This window comes from Virgibacillus proomii (assembly GCF_018916875.1).
Classification (GTDB): Bacteria; Bacillota; Bacilli; order Bacillales; family Amphibacillaceae; genus Virgibacillus; species Virgibacillus proomii_B.
Genome location: NZ_JAHLNO010000028.1, coordinates 82436 through 101298, shown reverse-complemented (window position 1 = coordinate 101298; position 18863 = coordinate 82436). Strand labels below are relative to the sequence as shown.

General features: G+C 36.5%; 18 protein-coding genes and 1 pseudogene. 1 reads left to right on the top strand and 18 read right to left on the bottom strand.

Features of this window, described 5'->3' with window-relative positions; genetic code table 11:
- Position 1 precedes the first annotated feature (1 nt).
- Positions 2-859 carry an efflux RND transporter periplasmic adaptor subunit gene (locus tag KQI21_RS14705; RefSeq protein ID WP_216484991.1) on the bottom strand — a complete coding sequence of 286 codons (858 nt, stop codon included), beginning with the start codon at positions 857-859 and terminating at the stop codon, positions 2-4.
- A 1746-nt stretch (positions 860-2605) separates the two neighbouring features.
- Positions 2606-3118 carry a competence protein ComK gene (locus tag KQI21_RS14700; RefSeq protein ID WP_216484990.1) on the bottom strand — a complete coding sequence of 171 codons (513 nt, stop codon included), beginning with the start codon at positions 3116-3118 and terminating at the stop codon, positions 2606-2608.
- A 315-nt stretch (positions 3119-3433) separates the two neighbouring features.
- Here KQI21_RS14700 and KQI21_RS14695 point away from each other — a divergent pair, with 315 nt between their 5' ends.
- The gene (locus KQI21_RS14695) at positions 3434-3625 is read left to right on the top strand and encodes a YjfB family protein (RefSeq protein ID WP_216484989.1); all 192 of its coding nucleotides are present in this window, start codon (positions 3434-3436) and stop codon (positions 3623-3625) included.
- Between the two features lie 212 nt (positions 3626-3837).
- Here KQI21_RS14695 and KQI21_RS14690 read toward each other — a convergent pair whose 3' ends face one another.
- The 16 genes and pseudogenes from KQI21_RS14690 to KQI21_RS14615 form a co-directional block, all read right to left on the bottom strand.
- Positions 3838-4101, bottom strand: coding sequence for a hypothetical protein (locus KQI21_RS14690; RefSeq protein ID WP_216484988.1), 264 nt, complete (start codon positions 4099-4101; stop codon positions 3838-3840).
- A gap of 216 nt (positions 4102-4317) precedes the next feature.
- Positions 4318-4485, bottom strand: a pseudogene (locus tag KQI21_RS14685) (protein rep); the annotation flags it as partial.
- Between the two features lie 61 nt (positions 4486-4546).
- Complete coding sequence (locus KQI21_RS14680) at positions 4547-4783, bottom strand: hypothetical protein (protein WP_216484986.1); 237 nt, start codon at positions 4781-4783, stop codon at positions 4547-4549.
- Between the two features lies 1 nt (position 4784).
- The gene (locus KQI21_RS14675) at positions 4785-5129 is read right to left on the bottom strand and encodes a protein rep (protein WP_216484985.1); all 345 of its coding nucleotides are present in this window, start codon (positions 5127-5129) and stop codon (positions 4785-4787) included.
- A 111-nt stretch (positions 5130-5240) separates the two neighbouring features.
- Positions 5241-5660 (bottom strand): 3-hydroxyacyl-ACP dehydratase FabZ, encoded by a 420-nt coding sequence (gene fabZ / locus KQI21_RS14670; protein ID WP_216484984.1) that lies wholly within the window; start codon positions 5658-5660, stop codon positions 5241-5243.
- Positions 5661-5926: 266 nt separating this feature from the next.
- Positions 5927-6277 (bottom strand): DNA-directed RNA polymerase subunit beta, encoded by a 351-nt coding sequence (locus KQI21_RS14665; RefSeq protein ID WP_216484983.1) that lies wholly within the window; start codon positions 6275-6277, stop codon positions 5927-5929.
- Positions 6278-6971: 694 nt separating this feature from the next.
- Positions 6972-7802 (bottom strand): flagellar hook-basal body protein, encoded by an 831-nt coding sequence (locus KQI21_RS14660; protein WP_216484982.1) that lies wholly within the window; start codon positions 7800-7802, stop codon positions 6972-6974.
- Positions 7803-7815: 13 nt separating this feature from the next.
- Complete coding sequence (locus KQI21_RS14655; protein WP_216484981.1) at positions 7816-8619, bottom strand: flagellar hook-basal body protein; 804 nt, start codon at positions 8617-8619, stop codon at positions 7816-7818.
- A 416-nt stretch (positions 8620-9035) separates the two neighbouring features.
- A complete protein-coding gene (locus KQI21_RS14650) occupies positions 9036-10037 on the bottom strand; it encodes a rod shape-determining protein (RefSeq protein WP_077318492.1) in 1002 nt (333 codons plus the stop codon).
- A 561-nt stretch (positions 10038-10598) separates the two neighbouring features.
- Positions 10599-10880: a sporulation transcriptional regulator SpoIIID gene (gene spoIIID, locus KQI21_RS16290; protein WP_309245563.1), complete on the bottom strand. Its 282-nt coding sequence runs from the start codon at positions 10878-10880 to the stop codon at positions 10599-10601.
- A 432-nt stretch (positions 10881-11312) separates the two neighbouring features.
- Positions 11313-12194: a stage II sporulation protein SpoIIQ gene (gene spoIIQ / locus KQI21_RS14640; RefSeq protein WP_216484979.1), complete on the bottom strand. Its 882-nt coding sequence runs from the start codon at positions 12192-12194 to the stop codon at positions 11313-11315.
- Between the two features lie 304 nt (positions 12195-12498).
- Positions 12499-13716 (bottom strand): stage II sporulation protein D, encoded by a 1218-nt coding sequence (spoIID, locus tag KQI21_RS14635; protein ID WP_216484978.1) that lies wholly within the window; start codon positions 13714-13716, stop codon positions 12499-12501.
- 697 nt (positions 13717-14413) lie between these two features.
- Positions 14414-15373, bottom strand: a complete 960-nt coding sequence (locus KQI21_RS14630) for an ABC transporter ATP-binding protein (RefSeq protein WP_216484977.1) — start codon at positions 15371-15373, stop codon at positions 14414-14416.
- Positions 15370-16326, bottom strand: a complete 957-nt coding sequence (locus KQI21_RS14625) for a C40 family peptidase (RefSeq protein ID WP_216484976.1) — start codon at positions 16324-16326, stop codon at positions 15370-15372. Before KQI21_RS14625 ends, KQI21_RS14630 begins: the two co-directional genes overlap by 4 nt.
- Before the next feature lie 465 nt (positions 16327-16791).
- Positions 16792-17883, bottom strand: a complete 1092-nt coding sequence (locus tag KQI21_RS14620) for a dipeptide epimerase (protein ID WP_216484975.1) — start codon at positions 17881-17883, stop codon at positions 16792-16794.
- Positions 17884-17901: 18 nt separating this feature from the next.
- Positions 17902-18819, bottom strand: coding sequence for a S66 peptidase family protein (locus KQI21_RS14615; protein WP_216484974.1), 918 nt, complete (start codon positions 18817-18819; stop codon positions 17902-17904).
- Between the last annotated feature and the right edge of the window lie 44 nt (positions 18820-18863).

Here is an 18863-nt window from a genome sequence, read left to right as displayed (position 1 = left end):
CTTATTCCCCTTTCACAACTTTAACCTTACTACCGTCCGATAGAGATAGTTGTCCTTTTACGATAACTGTATCGAAAGCTTTGATGTCTCCCTCAATAGCTGTCTGGTCCGATTGAGATTCCTTTATGGAAACAACAGTACGGACCGCTTTATTATCTTTTACCACATAGATAAACGATTCATTCCCTTCTTCCTCAACAGCTTGAGTGGGAACGATTAACGCTTTTTTTATTCTTGTTTCTGGAACTTGTAATTTTGCTATCATACCAGGTAGTAATTTGTTTTCTTTATTTTTTACGGATGCCTTGATTGGATATAATCCAGTGTCGTTTGGCATTGCATCAGCTGATGTTATCTTGGCTCTATATTTTTTATTATCAATGGATACATCAAACTCATCCTCTACCTCTAGCAGATTACGATCGTCATCCGTGACGGTAAAGGTCAGTTTTAACGAGTCGGAATCAGCAATAATCGCTAACGGATCTTCAGTTGAAGCCAATTCTCCTTCACTAACATTAAGCTGAGTTATTTTTCCATCTTTAGGAGCACGAATTGTTTGCTTACCAACTGGAGACTGAATGATTGCTATTGGATCATTCTTCTCGACTTTATCCCCGGTTTTAACTTCTACTTGATTAACCTCACCTGGGTTTTGAACCATTACGGGCATGGCCCCTGTTGGTTCTGTTCTGCCATAGATGCTTTTTTCAATAACAATATCTCCTTCTTTTATCTTCTTTGTTTCAACAGGGATAACACGTTCTTCATTTTTTACTTTTTTATCATCTTCCTCATTGCATGCAGCAAGCATTAATGCTATGACGATAATGGCTAAGCTAACATAAATTTTTTTCACTTAAATAATGCCCCTCTCTTATCTACTATTGAATGCTTTTCACTAATGGATTCATTTATAGAACCTGGGTAAACCGCAAATAATTGTTACATAGCAATGATGTAAATCTGATTTTATCTTTTAACCCTTTATAAATGGAGCGGTATATCTAATTGAGCAAATAGAACTAAAACTAGAAGGCGGTAGCGACATACAAACTGAAGAGCTTCAGACGAGATAAAGGGAAACCTCCACGAGGAGCCGATGTTGACTTATCGTAGAAAGAAGATCGAAGTTTGCTAGCAATAGAGCGCTGCTGAATATTTGGATTTAACGTATTTTCTTGGAAAACGATCTATTGCTACCAGCTCTTGAAGACTATTCTAGTAGTAGATATTTTTAGTTAAATATCTAACTTGATAGGCTTCGTATTCAGTATTCTAAAAACTATGTATATGTCTTTTAAAACTTGCTTTTAACGTACAGGTAAAAAACTACACGTTTTTCCCCTCTATTGAATTTAGGCTATCTTCTCATTATCAGTATATACGTACTTAGTTAAGCATTTGTTTCATGAAATACATAAATTATACACGGCCAAATTGCACGCGTGGTGGTTTTTCTTGTTCCCTACAAATGTGATTCTTAACCCACTGTAGAAAATTGACTCCTTAACACTTATTCGTTTTATCCATCTTCGTGGGACTTCCATATCTTTGCCGATGGCTATAAAGTGAAACTTCATTTTATGTTGACTTTCCTTCATCACATACAGATAGAAGTAGAAAAAAACCTAAAATTTCTGACATCCTTAAAAAAGTAGGGCATTTTTTAAGGATGCCTAATCAAGAAGAAGCTTTTCTTATCTGAACGAATCAGTTATTTAAGTGCCGTTATCTCCCATTAGACTTTTGTATTCTCTATAACTTTTGAAGTAGTGGTCTTAAATCACCTTAGATTCGAGATTAGTTAGCCAACTAACACGCTTGCTTTAATTTTACACAATTTTCTCCTCTATAGTACAGGATAGTTACTGCAAAAAATCAAATCCCAAACATGACTGATCTAGTATTTCCGAATGTGAACCTAGCTTTAACTTTTAAATCTTTTCATTTGCTAACCATAAAGTATTATATAAGGTAATGTACAAGCGAAATACTTAATATTCTAGGCAGTTAAAAAAACTAGTACAGATACACCTTAATTTTCACTGTATGTTTAGATTAAATAAAGTTTTAGTATGCTTTTGGACATAATTATTCTCACTTTAATTAAATTAACGTCTGTCATTTATTTTATACGCTTCTAATTTAAAACGATAGTTCCGTATCTGTTCCAGTTATGTCTAACCTTATTGTATAGATTATATCATTGTTTGATAACTGGCTAAGGTAATATAACTAACTACGACTTAGGATGTATTTCTAACGATAAAGTATTCCTTGTCTTATGGAAAATTAATCACTTTCACTTTTCTATTGTTTGATTTAGATTTTTAGATGATTGAAAGTTACTACTTGTTAAAGTAATATCAAGCCTTTGTAGATACAAGTATTTTTGAACGTATTCATAATAACAAGCTAACCATCTGAAAAACAAGTAAAAATACTTTAAGATTAATTACCGTTTTCAATAATTGGTACTTAATTAATGATTCACACTTTATCGATTATTGAAGATAAAACAGTTAATTTAATTCATACTGCTTATAAAACTTGCTATTTTTCCTTTATATCTTACTCATAAAATTTCTCAAGTAAAACATAGTTATAAATGCTGGTGAAATAATTTCATTGCAGGAAATCTGGATTGTCCAAACAAAACAGGACGATTTAGATGTACGATTAATTGACTTGTTCGCTTATATTGTAGATCAAATGCATTTAAAGATATTTCTACATAACAGCCGCTCCCATCATAAAACGTAACGTATGTGCCGGAGTTCTTTTTTTCATATCGATATATGTGGTGATAAGCGATCCAAGCATTGCTTTTATTTTTAATGGAGGCTGTTGGCATCATGTAAACACCTTGTTCAGGTATGACCGGAATTGGGAGCTTGCTGGATGAATGTAATACGTCTTTTACAGCCATCCTCCTGCCCTCTAAGGTAGATCCATATAACAGACAACTATAATCAATAATTTGTTCTGGTCGATGCAATGATCTCCTCTGAACATCATCTTCTAAAATGAGCGAACGATAATAAGTGTATTCACTCCAAAATATCGCTTTTGTTTTTATTGATACAATATACACTGATGTAATTCCTTGCTTCAACGTAGTCTCCTCCTCTGATAATTATTAGACTTTTAACATTAATTCTACTATTTTGTCTATATTTTGTCTTTACTTAACGACAATTAGTTTCAACAATGAAAAGATGAAGAAAGACTTTTACTTCAGAAGTAATTCATCTTATCCTGCATATTATTTTTACATTAAAGCTCTTCTCTAAACTTTGTGGTGGATGATCATCGGATATGTAGTCCCTTTTACCTTAATTACAGAAATCTTTCATTCAATTTCAATTTTTGTTGTCATGCTATGTTATAATATACCTAATTTTAAACGAGTTAAGGAGTTGATGTTTGGATGGATATAGCTGCATTATCAATTGGTTTAGCTAATCAGCAAATACGAACTAATGCAGGTATAGCGGTGATGAAAAATACAATAAGAGTAATGGAAACTCAAGGCGCACAGCTACAAAAAATGATTGCGGATTCCTCTGTTTCTAAAATAACTCATCCCACACTTGGCAGACAGATCGATATAATGAGTTAAGATATTAACTTTTGCACTAAAATTTGATACTTTCTAACGTACGTTAAAATCAGCTACATTTTCGCCGAACTTTTTAAATTTCCTCTTAAGGTCTAAAATTTTCACTACCGGTTTAGCTCGTACTAAATTTTATGCTTTTTTAATGTGAAAAGAGGCAGAACATACTGTGATGTTCTGCCCCTTTTAAGTATGGAGCGAAAAAAATTAAACCATTATTGATTTCCTTGGTTGTTATCATCGTCCATCCTATTATCGTCGTTATTATAAGTGTCAGTATTATCTCCTTCATTTTGGAGATCGTTATCATTCTGATCGATGCCATTGTCATCTGCAGGACGATCGTTGTTATCCCCCTGATCTTCTAATGGTGTATCATTATTATCTGCAGGATTTTGATCATCATTTGTTGCGCAAGCGGCAATTAATGATAACATTAAAATAGATGCTCCAAATTTCATAAGAAGTTTTGATTTCATTGTAATGCCTCCTTTTGTATTCGTTCGCTTTTAGCATAACCAAATCAAGAGAAGTCATACAATTTTTTATCCAATTTTTCCTAAAGTTGAAAGATGAAGTGATTTTTTAATTATAATCATTGATTTTAAGGTTTAAAAAGGGTCGGAAAATTCGAGGCGGTTTCGGCAAGCTGAATGATTATTATGTAACCTGAAAACCTAATTAAGATTGATTTTCTAATCAGCTATATGAATTAAATCGCCATCCTCAGCGTCATCAAGATTCAATTCAGCGTGTATCTTCTTCAACAATCCACCGTAAGAAATTAACCGTTTACGGTATAGTCCTTTTTCTAAATCAGCCACACGTTGCAAGTTTTTCTCTTCATCGTCTGTCATAAAATCACCGAAAACCGTACTCAGCAAAAATAAAATTTTATCGTCTTTGTGAAGTTTTGAAATAAATTTAACTTTCCTTCAAAAATTTCTCATATGCCTTTGAAGTGATTAAAAATAAAATGTTCAGGCTTGCAAATGAAGAAATTCCTACAAAAATTAAATAAACCGCTGTATTAGATTTTGAGCTGTCTCCAACAAAAAAGACAATCAAAGTTATTATTAGAGAAATCATGAATGCTCTTAATACGTTATTTTCTTTTGTTTTTTGCATAATTATCACTCCTCTATCGACCACAGCTTTCATTTTATCGCCCCTTTATAAAATAATTTTGTTCCCAGTTCCACATGGCAATGATGGAATAGCCATCATCATCAGTATGAATCAAATCGCCATTTTTGACATCATCAAGATTTAATTTTTTATGTATTTCCTTCAGCAAACCGCCATAAGAAATTAATCTTTTTCGATAAAGTCCTTCTTCCAAATTCGATAAACGTTTCAAGTTTTTTTGTTCATCACCTGTCATGAAATCCGTATCCTTTACGGGATACTTTGCCGTTTCATCAATCGCCGATTGGATTTCATCTTTATCCTTGTTTTTTGGTCTAACAACTGAAATTTTAACGCTTGGATCATAGTCCAATTTCATTTATAACGTCGAACAATAACTATATCACCTTAACTTCAGCATAAAAATTTTCCTAACCTGCAAGAACATTAGCTATGACATTTTCGCCAGATATTGTACATCCTGCAAAGCTTATTTTATAGCAAATAAAATTTCTGCTTCACAAGCTGTTTTTCCCTCCACTTTAGCAACTGCTTTTCCTTTACCGATTGGACCTTTTAATCGAAGTATCTCCACTTCCATTTGCAATTGATCACCAGGGCGAACTTGCCGTTTAAAACGACAATTATCCACACCAGCTAAAAATCCAATTTTTCCTTTATTTTCTTCTAGGCCAAGCATGGCAATCGCACCCAGCTGTGCCAGCGCCTCCAAAATCAAAACACCCGGCATAACAGCATATTCAGGGAAATGGCCTTGAAAAAATGGTTCGTTTGCAGAAACGTTTTTCAAACCTGTAACTCGTTTTCCTTCTTCTAATTCTGTTACACGATCGACTAACAGAAACGGATAACGATGAGGAATTATCTCTTTTATTTGTTCAATATTCATTTTATCAGCCTCTTTTCTTGTTTTATCCCGCATCTAAAGTGCAGTAAGAATCCTACTTCAAGAATGATTGAGAGTAAGTAAAAGTCTAAGGGGAGATAACGGACCTGAATACCCGATTCGTTCGGGAGGCCTTTAGGTCATACCCTTGTGGGACTAACATTCAGTGGCGGATGAAGGATTCCCCGCACTGAATGAAATTTCACTTTATATGATATGGTAACTGAAATGAAAAGCATCTCAGTCGACAATGGACTTAGATGCTTTACTTAATTTGTTTTCGTAACAATGTCTATAATATGTTGCCATGTCTCTTTTTTTAAAGCGTCTATAGGCGTGCCATCACCAATGACTCCATAGCCGACCATTAGTCCAATCACTAAGGCAATTATACATAGAAGTGAAACGACAATAATCCTTAACCAAATAGGAAAAATGCGTAGTCTCGGGCGTTTTTTCGTTGTCCCTGCTCGCTGCTTTTGGTGTTTTTCACTTCTTTGTCGTAATTTAGCAGTACTTGAATCAGCCTTTTGTTGGGAACGATAGATTAATTTAGTACCATCTTCCTCTAAAGCTTTGGTAGAGCCTTTTCCCTTGACGAGATTCTGGTTTAGGAACATAGTTTTTGTTTCTCCTTACTTCTAGAGGTTGTTTACGGTAAAATGACACATCGAATTCCTTGTAGCTTGTGACTCTATCTGTTGTAAATTTGCATACTCTACTGCTCGTACAGTCTCTTGAACTCGACAGGACATGCTACTGTCAGCAGTATTTACAGAACAGAGTAAGCTTCAACAGCAATACACTCAGGGTTTATCAAGTAGAAGCGCTTGGTTAGCGACGTACAAACGGCAGATCTTCTGACGAGATAAAGTGAACCTTCATTCAAGGAGTGCTTTTCTCCTTGAATGTTAGTTAAACCAATCGGGCATTTAGGTGCCGTTTTTCTCATAAAGTTGCAACATGATAAGCAATCTTTGAAATGAGAAAAATATGGCTCCTTATATCCTTAAAGAAAACATGCCTCTAAAACAGGGGATGCCGACGCTTTACGGCAAGCCCGGTTATAGTCGAATCTTCCTTTAGATTCGAGCCGATGTTGGCGTATCGTAGGAAGAAGTTCGAAGTTTGCTACAGCTTGAGCGCTTAAGCTAGACGAAGCTACTTTTCAAAAAAAATTATCCTACAATGAAAAAAATTGTATAATTCCCTAAGCAGTAAGGAACACTCCGGTAATGATACACATGTTTTTTTGAACGTTACCGATCTAGCCGAACTCAGATCTTTTACCTCTTCTAGGCAATAAATTGGTATTTAGCGTAATTGATTAATAAGACCAAGCATTTGATCACTCATAGATATCGTTCTTGCATTAGATTGATAGGCACGCTGTGTCATAATTAACTCTGACATTTCTTGAGACATATCGACATTCGATGCCTCCAATGTGCCACCTTTTAAAATTTGTTCGTTCTCTCCCACCGGTTGAATAATTTCAGCTATATTAAAGCCGAGCTCTGCTACATTAGGTAAACGGAATAAATTTTCTCCAGTTGCTTCTAGCAAATGAGGACGAACTGCTTCAACTACAGCAACTCTCCCGGCTATTTCAGTTGTTGCTCCACGTGTCACTCTAATTTCCCCATTAGGTAGTAGTGTAATGTCATCAAATCCTTCATTAATAACGATCGGGCCGTTTATACCAAGTACCGGATTTCCATCACTGTTTGTAAGCATTACTTGTTGATTGTTATTAACTGGACTTAAATAAAATGCACCATCTCGTGTATAACGCGTCTCGGTTACTCCGTTTTCAATTACTTGAACTTGATATAAATGACTTGCATCTAGCAATGCCGTATCTAATGCCCTGTCTGTGTTTTGCAATGCACCTAATTGCATATTTGAATTAATTGCCCCAAGCTTTGCTCCTGTTCCGATACGGAGACCATCCGGAGTTAATCTACCTTCTGCGTTTCTAGGATCCGTTAAATTGTTCATCTGTTGAAACAGTAACGAGGAAAAATTAGCTTGCCTGTTTTTATAACCTGTTGTTTGACTATTTGCCAGATTGTTTCCGATCACGTCGAGCTTGTTTTGTAATTGATTCATTGTAACTGCAGCTTGGATCATTGTTCTTGACATGCTAATCTCTCCTTTACACTAAACGAGCAATTTCACTTACTGCCTTACCCATACTTTCATCATAAGCCTTTAAAACTCGCTGATTTGTTTCAAACATACGGTACGATTCCAACATTTGGGTCATTGATTGCATCGCATCCACATTTGAACGTTCCAAAAAGCCTTGTTTAATAGAAAAAGTTGCTCCGGCTGGTACAGCTACAGCATCCCCAGCATATAAATTATCTCCTTCTTTTACTAACTCATTGGCATCAGCAGCATAGGCAATGCCTAACGGAATAGTAGCATCAGCTGTTTGTAATAAGCCATCAGAGGTTACAGTAAATTCCAATCCATCAGTTTGAATTGGTTCACCTGCTTGATCCAAAACATAATAGCCTTGATTTGTAACTAAGTATCCCTCGCCATCTACCGTGAAATTACCATTTCTAGTATAGCGAACATCTCCCGCAGCGTTCTGCACAGTGAAAAAAAGCCTTCCTGTATCATCAGGTAACTGCCCATCAATAAGCGCAAGGTCAGTAGAAATTCCTGTCTGACGAACATCCCCTTGCGTAAATGTTGGAATCGTTTCTTGTACATACACGCCTGTATTCAAGGACCCTATTGGCTCTTGTTTTCTTACGCTAAGCGAATGTTGAGTAGGGAGTTTTTCTCCCCCCATTCTATTCATTAACATTTCTGGAAAAGCTCGCAAAGCTGTCTGATCTGCTTTATAGCCCGGGGTGTTTGCATTGGAAATATTATTTGCAAAAGCCTCCTGCTGACGCTGCTGAGCGATCATTCCGCTGGCAGCTGTATAAAAACCTCTTAACAACGAATTCCCCTCCTTTTATAATTTTTTCCTTTAATTCAATCAAAGAGAATGTTTAAAAAGTCTGGTAAACATGACACCTCGAAATATCTGCTGTTAAAAGCGTTGAAGTTAAAACGAAGAGAATAAAAATTTTAGCCAATTTCTGTACACCTAGTTTTTCTTTATTCCCTTAATTTAATCGTTCTGTTGTAACGATACACTTCACTACTAGAAACTGCGCCGTCTGGAAGCTTCGACTAGACGGGACATCAGTGTCAACTTTGCAACAGGACAAGAAAAGCTACTTTAGTGACACATCGCACGAGAAAAAGCACTTCTGCATTTAAAAGACAAGGAAAACTTCAACAGCGGCACATCGCCATTTAAGATGTTGCGATCTTGGTCTTGGTTAGCCTCTATCTTCTTTTTAAATACAATTAAATGATCTTTTTTCGATCAACTTTGTCAATATTTTCCAACATCATACCTGTTCCTTTTGCTACACAGTTCATAGGTTCTTCTGCAATAAACACAGGAACTTTTAACTCCTCAGCAAGCAATTCATCCATGCCATGAATTAATGCCCCGCCACCTGTTAAAATTACCCCACGATCAATAATATCTGCTGATAATTCTGGCGGTGTACGCTCTAACACGGATTTTGCTGCTTGAACGATCAGATAGACAGATTCCCGTAATGCTTCTCCTATTTCTTGGGAATTTACGGAGATAGTCCGTGGTAATCCTGAAACCATATCCCGACCACGAATTTCCATTTGTTCATCACGACTACCCTGAAAAACGGTAGCCACATTAATTTTTATGTCTTCTGCTGTTCTTTCTCCGATTAAAAGTTTGTATTTTTTCTTTATGTATTGAAGGACTTCCGCATCAAATTTATCCCCAGCCATTTTAATGGATTCTGACGTTACAATATCCCCCATGGATAGTACAGCTACATCTGTTGTACCACCACCAATGTCGACAACCATATTACCACTAGGTTGAAAAATCTCCATACCTGCACCAATTGCTGCTACTTTTGGTTCTTCCTCTAAGTAAACCTTTTTTCCACCTGATTTTTCAGCAGCCTCTTTAATCGCTTTTTGTTCAACTTTGGTAATATTTGTCGGGCAACAAATTAAAATCCTTGGTTTGGATAAAAAACCTTTTACATTTATTTTATTAATAAAATGTTTTAGCATCGCTTCTGTAACATCAAAGTCGGCAATTACACCGTCCTTTAACGGGCGAATAGCTTCAATATTCCCTGGTGTACGACCAACCATTTTTCTAGCAGCCTCACCGACTTCCAGTACTCTTCCTGTATTACGATCCATGGCGACAACAGCTGGTTCATTTAAAACTATTCCTTTTCCTTTAAGATGAATCAATACATTTGCTGTCCCAAGATCAATACCGATATCCCTTGAAAACATGGGCTCAAATCCTCCTAATTAGTTACTATGTATTATTTTTGTCCATACTGCTACTAATATAATATTTTACCACAAATCTCTACATTTAACTGCATTTTATTTAAATTTTGTTAAGGAAAATATAATTGGATGTAAACCTTTCCCAAGTATTATACAAAAACAGAAAAAACCTCCCGCCTCTATTTTTAGCAGAAGGCTTTTTACTAATAAGATGAAACTTCATTCTGTAGGGCTTTTCCTTCATCTACTACTGAGAGAAGTAGAATTAAATGCTAAAATCACAGAAGTTCTTAAAAAAGAAAAACGCTTTTTCTGCGTGCGATGTATCGCTGTCGTAGTCCTTCTTGTCCTTGAAAAACTTGGACTTTTGCTTATTCTCTATCATTATTGAAGCGAGAGTTTTACGGTACCTTAGATGCTGGATAAAATGACTTATTTATGGTAACGATTTTTTTGGATGACTATTTTTAACCCTATGTTAAAAAAAGCTTTTATTCGTATATATATAGTTTGATGGGTTTGGATTATCGATGGGTAAATAGAAGATGCTCTAGACTCCACTTACCCTACTGGCTTTGCTTCCGTTTTTTTTGAAGCATCGACTTTATATTTTTTTCTCGTTGCTTCTCCTCCACGTAAATGCCTAATGGCCTTATGATGTTCCAATATTCCTTTCACTTTGCTTGCTAACTCTGGATTAATCTCGGGCAATCTCTCTGTCAAATCTTTATGGACCGTACTTTTAGATACGCCAAATTCCTTTGCTATTACACGAACTGTTTTTCTCGTTTCCACAAGATAATTTCCTATTTTGATTGTTCTCTCTTTGATGTAGTCGTGCACACCGTTCGCCTCCCTGAGTTGTATATTTCCGAGGTGGTAGTTTGAGACAGGTGTTTCATGTATGGAATAGTTTGTAATAAAATGATTGACTGAAAATATCAGTGCAACAATATGTAGTTGTTTACCTAATTCACAACTAAATACGTTTAACATTAATAATATTCTGTATTTTATTCTTATACTTAGGACGCTTTCTATCCTTATCAATTGAAAAGTAGCCCCACATGCTCTCACCTCAGACATCTTAGAATGATTAGTTTGTATAAGTTTATTATGATCAGATGTGGTTTATGCTTAAAAAAGCATCTTTGCGTCAGTGGGACAGGCAAATTTTTAAAAAAGCTCTATAATTTTAAAAGTAATATCGAACGGTTAGTGACGTAATAATGGTAAAAACTCCCTCAGTTATGATTACTAAGGGAGCTTGACCAATTATTCATCTTTAGAAGATTTTGTCGAGCTATCAGACTGCTCATTTAATTGACCTTCTATTTCATCAGCGTCAGACTTGTCTTCTTGACCTTCGTCATGTGATTGATCTTCAGTAGATGACTCTTCTGCAGCTTCATCCTCTTTAGACGGAGCTGCTTCTTTTTCTTGTGATTCAGTTTTTTCAGACGCTTCCTCTGTCACACTATTCAGACTGCTTACAGGCTGGTTAAAGTATTCTTCAGGATTAACCTCTTTTCCATCCTTGCGCAATTCAAAATAAACATGTGTGCCACTCTCTTTTCCAAAAACGTTTTTTCCCGCTACTCCTAATTTATCGCCTTGCTTCACTTCTGTTCCTGCTTTGACATTAACCTCTTCTAAACTAGCATAGTATGTTGTGACTTCATCATCGTGTTCTAGTACAACAACATTTCCAAGCAATGGATCTTCCTTAACTTCGGTAACCTCACCACTTAGAGCAGCTACAACAGCAAATGACTTACCGCTTGCTGAAGCAATATTTACACCATCACTTTCGTAGTACTTATTGTTGTACAAGACCAATGCTTGCTCTTGCTCTTTTTGATCAGCGTTGTAATCATAAAATTTAGTTACAATTTCTGCTTCTTCTTCGTCTGCTATTGGCATTTTAATTGTCTCTTGCTGTTCCATTACAGGCTCCGCTCGTTCACCATGTTGTGCTGGTGTATATTCATTTCCTTTATCCTGAGCATCCGGAACCTGACTATCATTATTTTGATACCAAACAACTACTGATAACAATACAGCAGCAATAGTTAAATAGACAGCAGGGAAAAACCACTTTTTACGAAAAATTCGACTCCACTTATTTTTTGAAGTCCCTTTGTTTTCTTCATTCATTAGAACATCACCTCAACAACCATTCTGATCAGAAAAAGGTATTTATATACATCTTTCAAAAAATATTTTACAGTTTATTGTATTTTTTTAAAAAAGAAGGGTAAATTAAGGGGATTTACTAGGATAAAGCCAGACTTTATTTTGGACAAACACTTTTGTTCATGAAATGAGTCTAAGCACAAAATCTAGAAGCGCATTAGAAAAACTTGGCTTGTCGCCAAGTCTTTATGGCGAAAGCTATCATTTTTCTTATACTATAAAGCCTTAAGTTTTATACTTTCCTATAGCGATAAAAAACTCCCGCCTATTTTGCGACGAGAGTTTTAGCGATATCATTAACCTTGCTAATTTCTACATTTTTATAATAGTAGCCAACAATATCTTTGTAGTTTTTCCCTTCCTTTGCCATTCCATTTGCTCCGTATTGACTCATTCCAACACCATGACCAAACCCTTTGGTAGTAAATATAAAATGATTGTTTTTTTGTTTAATGGTGAAATCACTAGATTGTAATTTAAGCTGTTCTCGTATGTCCCTACCTGAAAAGCTGTTTCCAGCAATATTTACCTTCTCTACTCGTTTGCTGTCCGTATGTGTTATCTCAATTGGCAATGGAAACTGATCTGGCAAATCCATTTTTAACGCTGTCTCTAACTGCTCAAGGGAAAATGTTTTTTGATCCAAATATTTAGGAGATGACTTATCCCACGGACTTTCTACACTCCTTAAATAAGGTAGCTCATTTTCCCAGTAATCCTCTGAATTTTCCGTATATCCATTGCTAGTAGAAAAAAATGCTGGGGTTATTGGCGCTTTCTTATATGTTAAAATTTCCCCTTTTGTTTCTGCAACAGCTTCCTTCACCTTCTTCATCTTCCAATCAAAATCACTGCCCCATATTTTCTGTAGCTGATACTCATCTTTATATACTTGATGTTGAACAGTATCTGTAACATCAGATTCTTTTTTTGCCGTTTCTCCATGAAGTTTTTGGTTTACAATATACGTTCTTGCAGCAAGAGATTGTGCTTTTAATGCCTCCTTTTCAAAATCAGCTGGCATTTCAGATGCTACCACTCCTACAACATATTCTTCTAATGGTATACCTTCCACCTTATCAGATGCTGTCCGCATAACAGACACAGAGAATGGCGAAGCACCTAATTCTGTTTCACTCGCCACTTCCTCCTTATCGCCCTCATGTGATATTGCTTTTTCCTCCTGTTTATCAGCTTTAGTGTATGGAACAACAATCATAGTTGGTATAACTAGGATGGCAATTAAACTAGCTAATAGAAGTGAGGTCGGAACTTTCCAAACAGATGGGCGCTTTGGTGACTTTTGTAAGTAATAAGGTTTTTTCGTTTTTAAAAACAGTTGTTTGTTACCTGATGGTTTTTTTGAAATACTCTGTTGTTGAAAGGGTGATTGTTGCTTTGACTTAATCTTTTTTAACAGCATGGCGTTTCGCTTCTTCCATGCTTTTGAACCACTCTTTTTTGAATAGTTACCTGGTTTCATTCCTTTCCTCCTTCGGTTTATTTAATCTAGCATTCCTACTAATATATGTATACATTGTAAGAAAACAATAGAACTTAAAATATAAAGGAAAACTCATTCTGTAAAAATTCACTTAATACACCTGGAACTTTTACTTTTTTAATCAAATTTGCATTCAAAAGAGAATTAAAATGAACCAAAAAAGAAAGAGCTCTTTCACGCGGTGCCTATTCAAGAAGCCTTCCTTATCCTGTTTACCGAACCAATCGGACATTTAGGTGCGCTGTTATCCCACACCTAGATTTTTAGTCTCTCTAACGCTTGAAGCTGGAATCTTACGGACCTTAAATACGGAATAAAGGAAACATGCCTCTATATCAGGGGTATACGACGCCTGAGCGATAAGCTCGTTTTTAGTCGGCCTTCCTTTTTAGATTCGAACCGATGTTAACTTATCGTAAGGAAGAAAAGTGAAGTTTGCTAGACGGCGAAGCTATCTGCAAAAAAGATATCCACTAGAAATTGGATACCGTTTCTTGAGAATTAAAAAAATCCTAGCCACTTATAAGCTATACCTTAATAAAGGGATAATTTACTTGTACTATAGGAAAGTATAAAATTTTAGGGTTTATAGTATAAGAAAAACTACAGCTTTCGCTAAAGACTTGGCGACAAGCCAAGTTTTTCTAAAGACATAGGATTTTTAACTATGTTTTTATTATTGGTAAAGATGACAAGCTACATAATGTCCTGGTTCTACTTCCTGCCATTGCGGTTTTTGACTAACACAAATTTCCATAGCTGCGGAGCATCTAGTTCGAAATACACAACCACTTGGTGGATAAATGGGGCTTGGTAATTCTCCTTTTAAAATTATTCGTTCTCTTTTCTCTTCTATATCTGGATCGGGAATGGGAATGGCGGAGAGTAAAGCCTGTGTATACGGATGAAGCGGATTGACATAGAGGGCTTCACTGTTAGTTAATTCAACCAAATTCCCTAAATACATAACTCCTATCCGATCGGAAATTTGTTTGACCATGGATAGATCATGGGCAATAAATAAAAAGGTTAACCCTTTCTCCATTTGTAACTCCTTCAATAGATTAACAACCTGAGCTTGTACAGAGACATCTAAAGCAGAGATAGGTTCATCTGCGATAATAAAATCAGGATTTAATGCCAAAGCTCTTGCAATTCCGATTCGTTGTCGCTGTCCTCCGCTAAATTCATGTGGATAGCGATTGGCATGATCACGATTTAGTCCGACTTCCTTAAGCAACTGATACACACGTTCCTGCAGTTCCTGCTTCGTTTTATACAATGCATGCACTTCCATCGGTTCAGATATGATGTCTTTGACAGTCGAACGCGGATTTAAAGATGCATAAGGATCTTGAAAAATCATCTGTATGCGCCGGTATAATTGATTTTTATCTTTTTCCTTTAACGTGTGAATATCTCTCCCATCGTAAATAACTTCTCCGGCTGTTTTATCATATAAACCAAGGATAGTTCGGCCGACCGTCGATTTCCCACAACCCGATTCTCCAACAAGACCAAATGTTTCTCCTTTATAAATACGGAATGAAACATCATTAACTGCCTGTAAAGTTTGGTTTTTGCCAACATTAAAATATTTCGTTAGTTTATTTACTTGTAAGATTTCTTCTGTCATATAGATTCGCACCCTTCATCACGCCAATAGCGTTGAATAGCACATAGCTCTTTTTCATAGATGGTACCCTTTAACTGGATGACTTCGATTCCCTTTCCAGTTTGCGGCGAGTGAAGCATCTTCCCCTTACCATAGTATAAGCCGACATGATGCAAGCGTCCCTTTCCTTCTTCATACGCAAAAAACAGTAAATCTCCTGGTTGTACTTGCGAAAAGGTGATTTCCTTACCACCTTTCGACTGGTCTACGGCATCTCTAGCAATCTGATATCCATTTACTTTATGAGCTGTATATGATAGTCCTGAGCAGTCATAACCAAAAGAACTCATCCCTCCCCAAAAATAAGCTAATCCAACAAAACCTTTCACCGAACCTAAGATCGCAGCTCCATTACCACGTAAAAGCCCCTTTTCCCGAGAAAAAAGTTCCACATCATGTACGTTTAAATAACCAATCCCATGAGGAGTGCATACCATAACTTCACTTTCATCATAATCTTTTACTGGAAGAATAGTTGAATAGCTTAGTTTTATTTTTTGCTCATCTACTAATTTCAGCCATGCTTTATCACTTCGAATAATAGCTAATATTTGCTGTTGCCACTCTTTTCGGTTTACCGTTTCTAACTGACATAATGGCACCCATCCCGGATACCCTCTTTCATCTTTAGCAGAAGGCTGTGAAGGGATAACAATATGTACCCAATCCCCTACTTGCTCTGTAATTACCACCTGCTCGCCATATAGTAATTGCGTTTGAATTCGATTTTCTTCACATAAGGCCAGTTTAGCTGTGTTATCTAATTGATTGATCCACGTATCCAAATTGGTTGGATTTGTAATACCCGGAAAATCTATACTCCTCGGTGATTCGGGGTTTGTCCATACCGTAGCCACTGGAACACTTGTAACCCAAAGATCATGATCATTTTGCGCCGGCTTTTGTCTACTCATGTATAGTGCTCCTTTCTATAGCTCGTTTTTAATTTACTAAACTTAATAAACATAAAATCAACTTCATTAAGTGAGGTTTTTTCCTTGTATTCTAAGAAGTTATATCCGTTTCTATATGATGAATAACTTTTTGAAAAGAGTATCAATCGTCTAGCTTCAGCGTTCGAGCGTCTAGCAAACTTCGATCTCCTTCCTACGATAAGTTAACATCGGCTCGAATTTAAAGGAAGGCCGACTAAAAGCGGGCTTTCCGCTCAGGCGTCGGATACCTCTGTTTTAGGGGCATGTTTTCTTTATCCCGAATGCAAGGAGCCATATTTTTCTCATTTCAAAGATCTGCTTATCATGTTGCAACTTTATAAAAAAACGGCTCCTATTTAGACTTCTTTGATTCTTAACCTTCTTGAAGGGAGATTCTTATGGCACCTTACAGTAAATATGAACTGCTATTTGAAGAGTAGACCGCTAAACGATAAATGAGTGTTGAATACCTTTTATCCCTAGACCATTTCCTTTTCCCATGTGGATTTCCTGTTGATTATAAATAATTCCTCCACAAACTAAATCACCTTTTAACATAAGCGGTGCATCGAAATCATATGCAATAACATTTGGTTGACTTGCTGCAAAATGTGCGGCTGCAGTTATTCCAAGCTTTGTTTCGATCATGCTGCCAACCATACACTGTACGTTATATGCTTCAGCAAGATTAACGATTTTTAATGCCTGATAAATGCCACCAGTTTTCATTAGCTTTATATTTATTAAGTCGCAAGCTCGACATTCTAAAACTTGTTGTGCATCGTTAATTGTAAATACAGCCTCATCCGCCATAATTGGGGTATTGGTATGTTGCGTAACATACTGTAGACCTGTTAGATCATTCGCGTTAACTGGCTGCTCAACAAACTCTATGTTCAGCCCCCGTTCTTCCATGTTTTTAATCGCCTGAACTGCTTCCTTTGGCGTCCACCCTTGATTCGCATCTAATCGAAGTACGGGTTCTAAGCCTATTTGTTCACGAATTTTTTCTATCCGTTCTATATCTTTTTGTATCTCATCTTTTCCGACTTTTATTTTTAAAATTGAAAAACCCTTATTCATATATTCTATTGCATCTTTAGCCATCTGTTCAGGACTATTAACACTAACTGTGTAGTCAGTTATGAGTTTTGTTTTATAGCCGCCTAGAAAGTTAACAAGTGGGAAATTAGTGATTTGAGCAATACAATCAAATAAAGCCATATCAATTGCAGCCTTAGCGCTTGAATTTCCAACCATACTCTTGTGAAGCGCTACGAATAGGCGCTCTCGATATAATAATGTCTTCCCAAGCAGTAATGGTTTAAACACATGATGAATACTAAACTCAATACTAGACAAACTCTCACCAGTGATGACATGTGTTGGTGGAGCTTCTCCCCAACCAGTTATTCCATTATCACATACAAGCTTGACAACTACTGTTTCAGCTGTAGTAACCGTACGTAATGCTGTTTTAAATGGAGTATGTAAAGGCACTGCTGCACGAAATGTTTTTATCTCTTTTATGACCATGTTTTATCCCCCATTCTACTAGTATACACCCGGCTGAATTTTCAATGTTTTTTGTTTCGTCGATAATTGTGCTTCTGTCCCTAAAGGAATAGCTATATTTGGCATGCAATGACCTATTTTAAAGCCTGCTAATACAGGTATGTCTAAATTAGACAAATAATCATTAAAAACGCGATCCAATGTTAAAGACGGAACTATCTTTGGGCAAGCCTCAGCAAAATCGCCTAATACAATTCCAGCTGCACTACGAAGCTTTCCGGAGAGTTTTAATTGATTCAACATTCTATCCACCTTATAAGGTTCTTCTCCAATGTCTTCGAGTAAAACGATTCGATTTGTAGTATCGATTTCAAACGGGGTACCTAGTGTACTTACTAAGATAGATAAATTTCCCCCTACCAGCATTCCTGTCGCTTCTCCGTTAGCAATAACATATAAAGGAGCGATTTCTTCTGTGAAAGTATACGTCATTGGTTGGAATAACTGTTCAAACATCACTGCAGATATAGAATCAAAATCTTCTCTTCCAATATCAGAGGAAAGCATGGGACCATGAAACGTAACAAGTCCCGTTCGTTGACGAATGGCTGTATGTAAATATGTTATATCACTGTATCCCCAAATGATTTTTGGTTGCTTTTTCATCCAGCTATAAGGCAGCTGTAATGCTATCCGTGCCGTTCCATATCCTCCTCTAGCAAAGATGATTGCTTTAATTGACGGATCCACGATCATTCTTTGGAAATCCTCCAGTCGTTCTCTGTCGTTCCCTGCTAGATAGCCATCCACTTTATCTACATGTTCCCCTAGCCGCACCCGCAGTCCCATTTTTTCCAAAAACAATATTCCTTGCTGCAACCTGCTGTTATCTGGTGGACCTGCAGGTGCAAGAATACCAACTGTATCTCCTTGGTGAAGTCTAGGAGGATAAATCATTTGATCCCTTCTTTCCTAGAAACTGGGGCTGATTTATGAGCCCC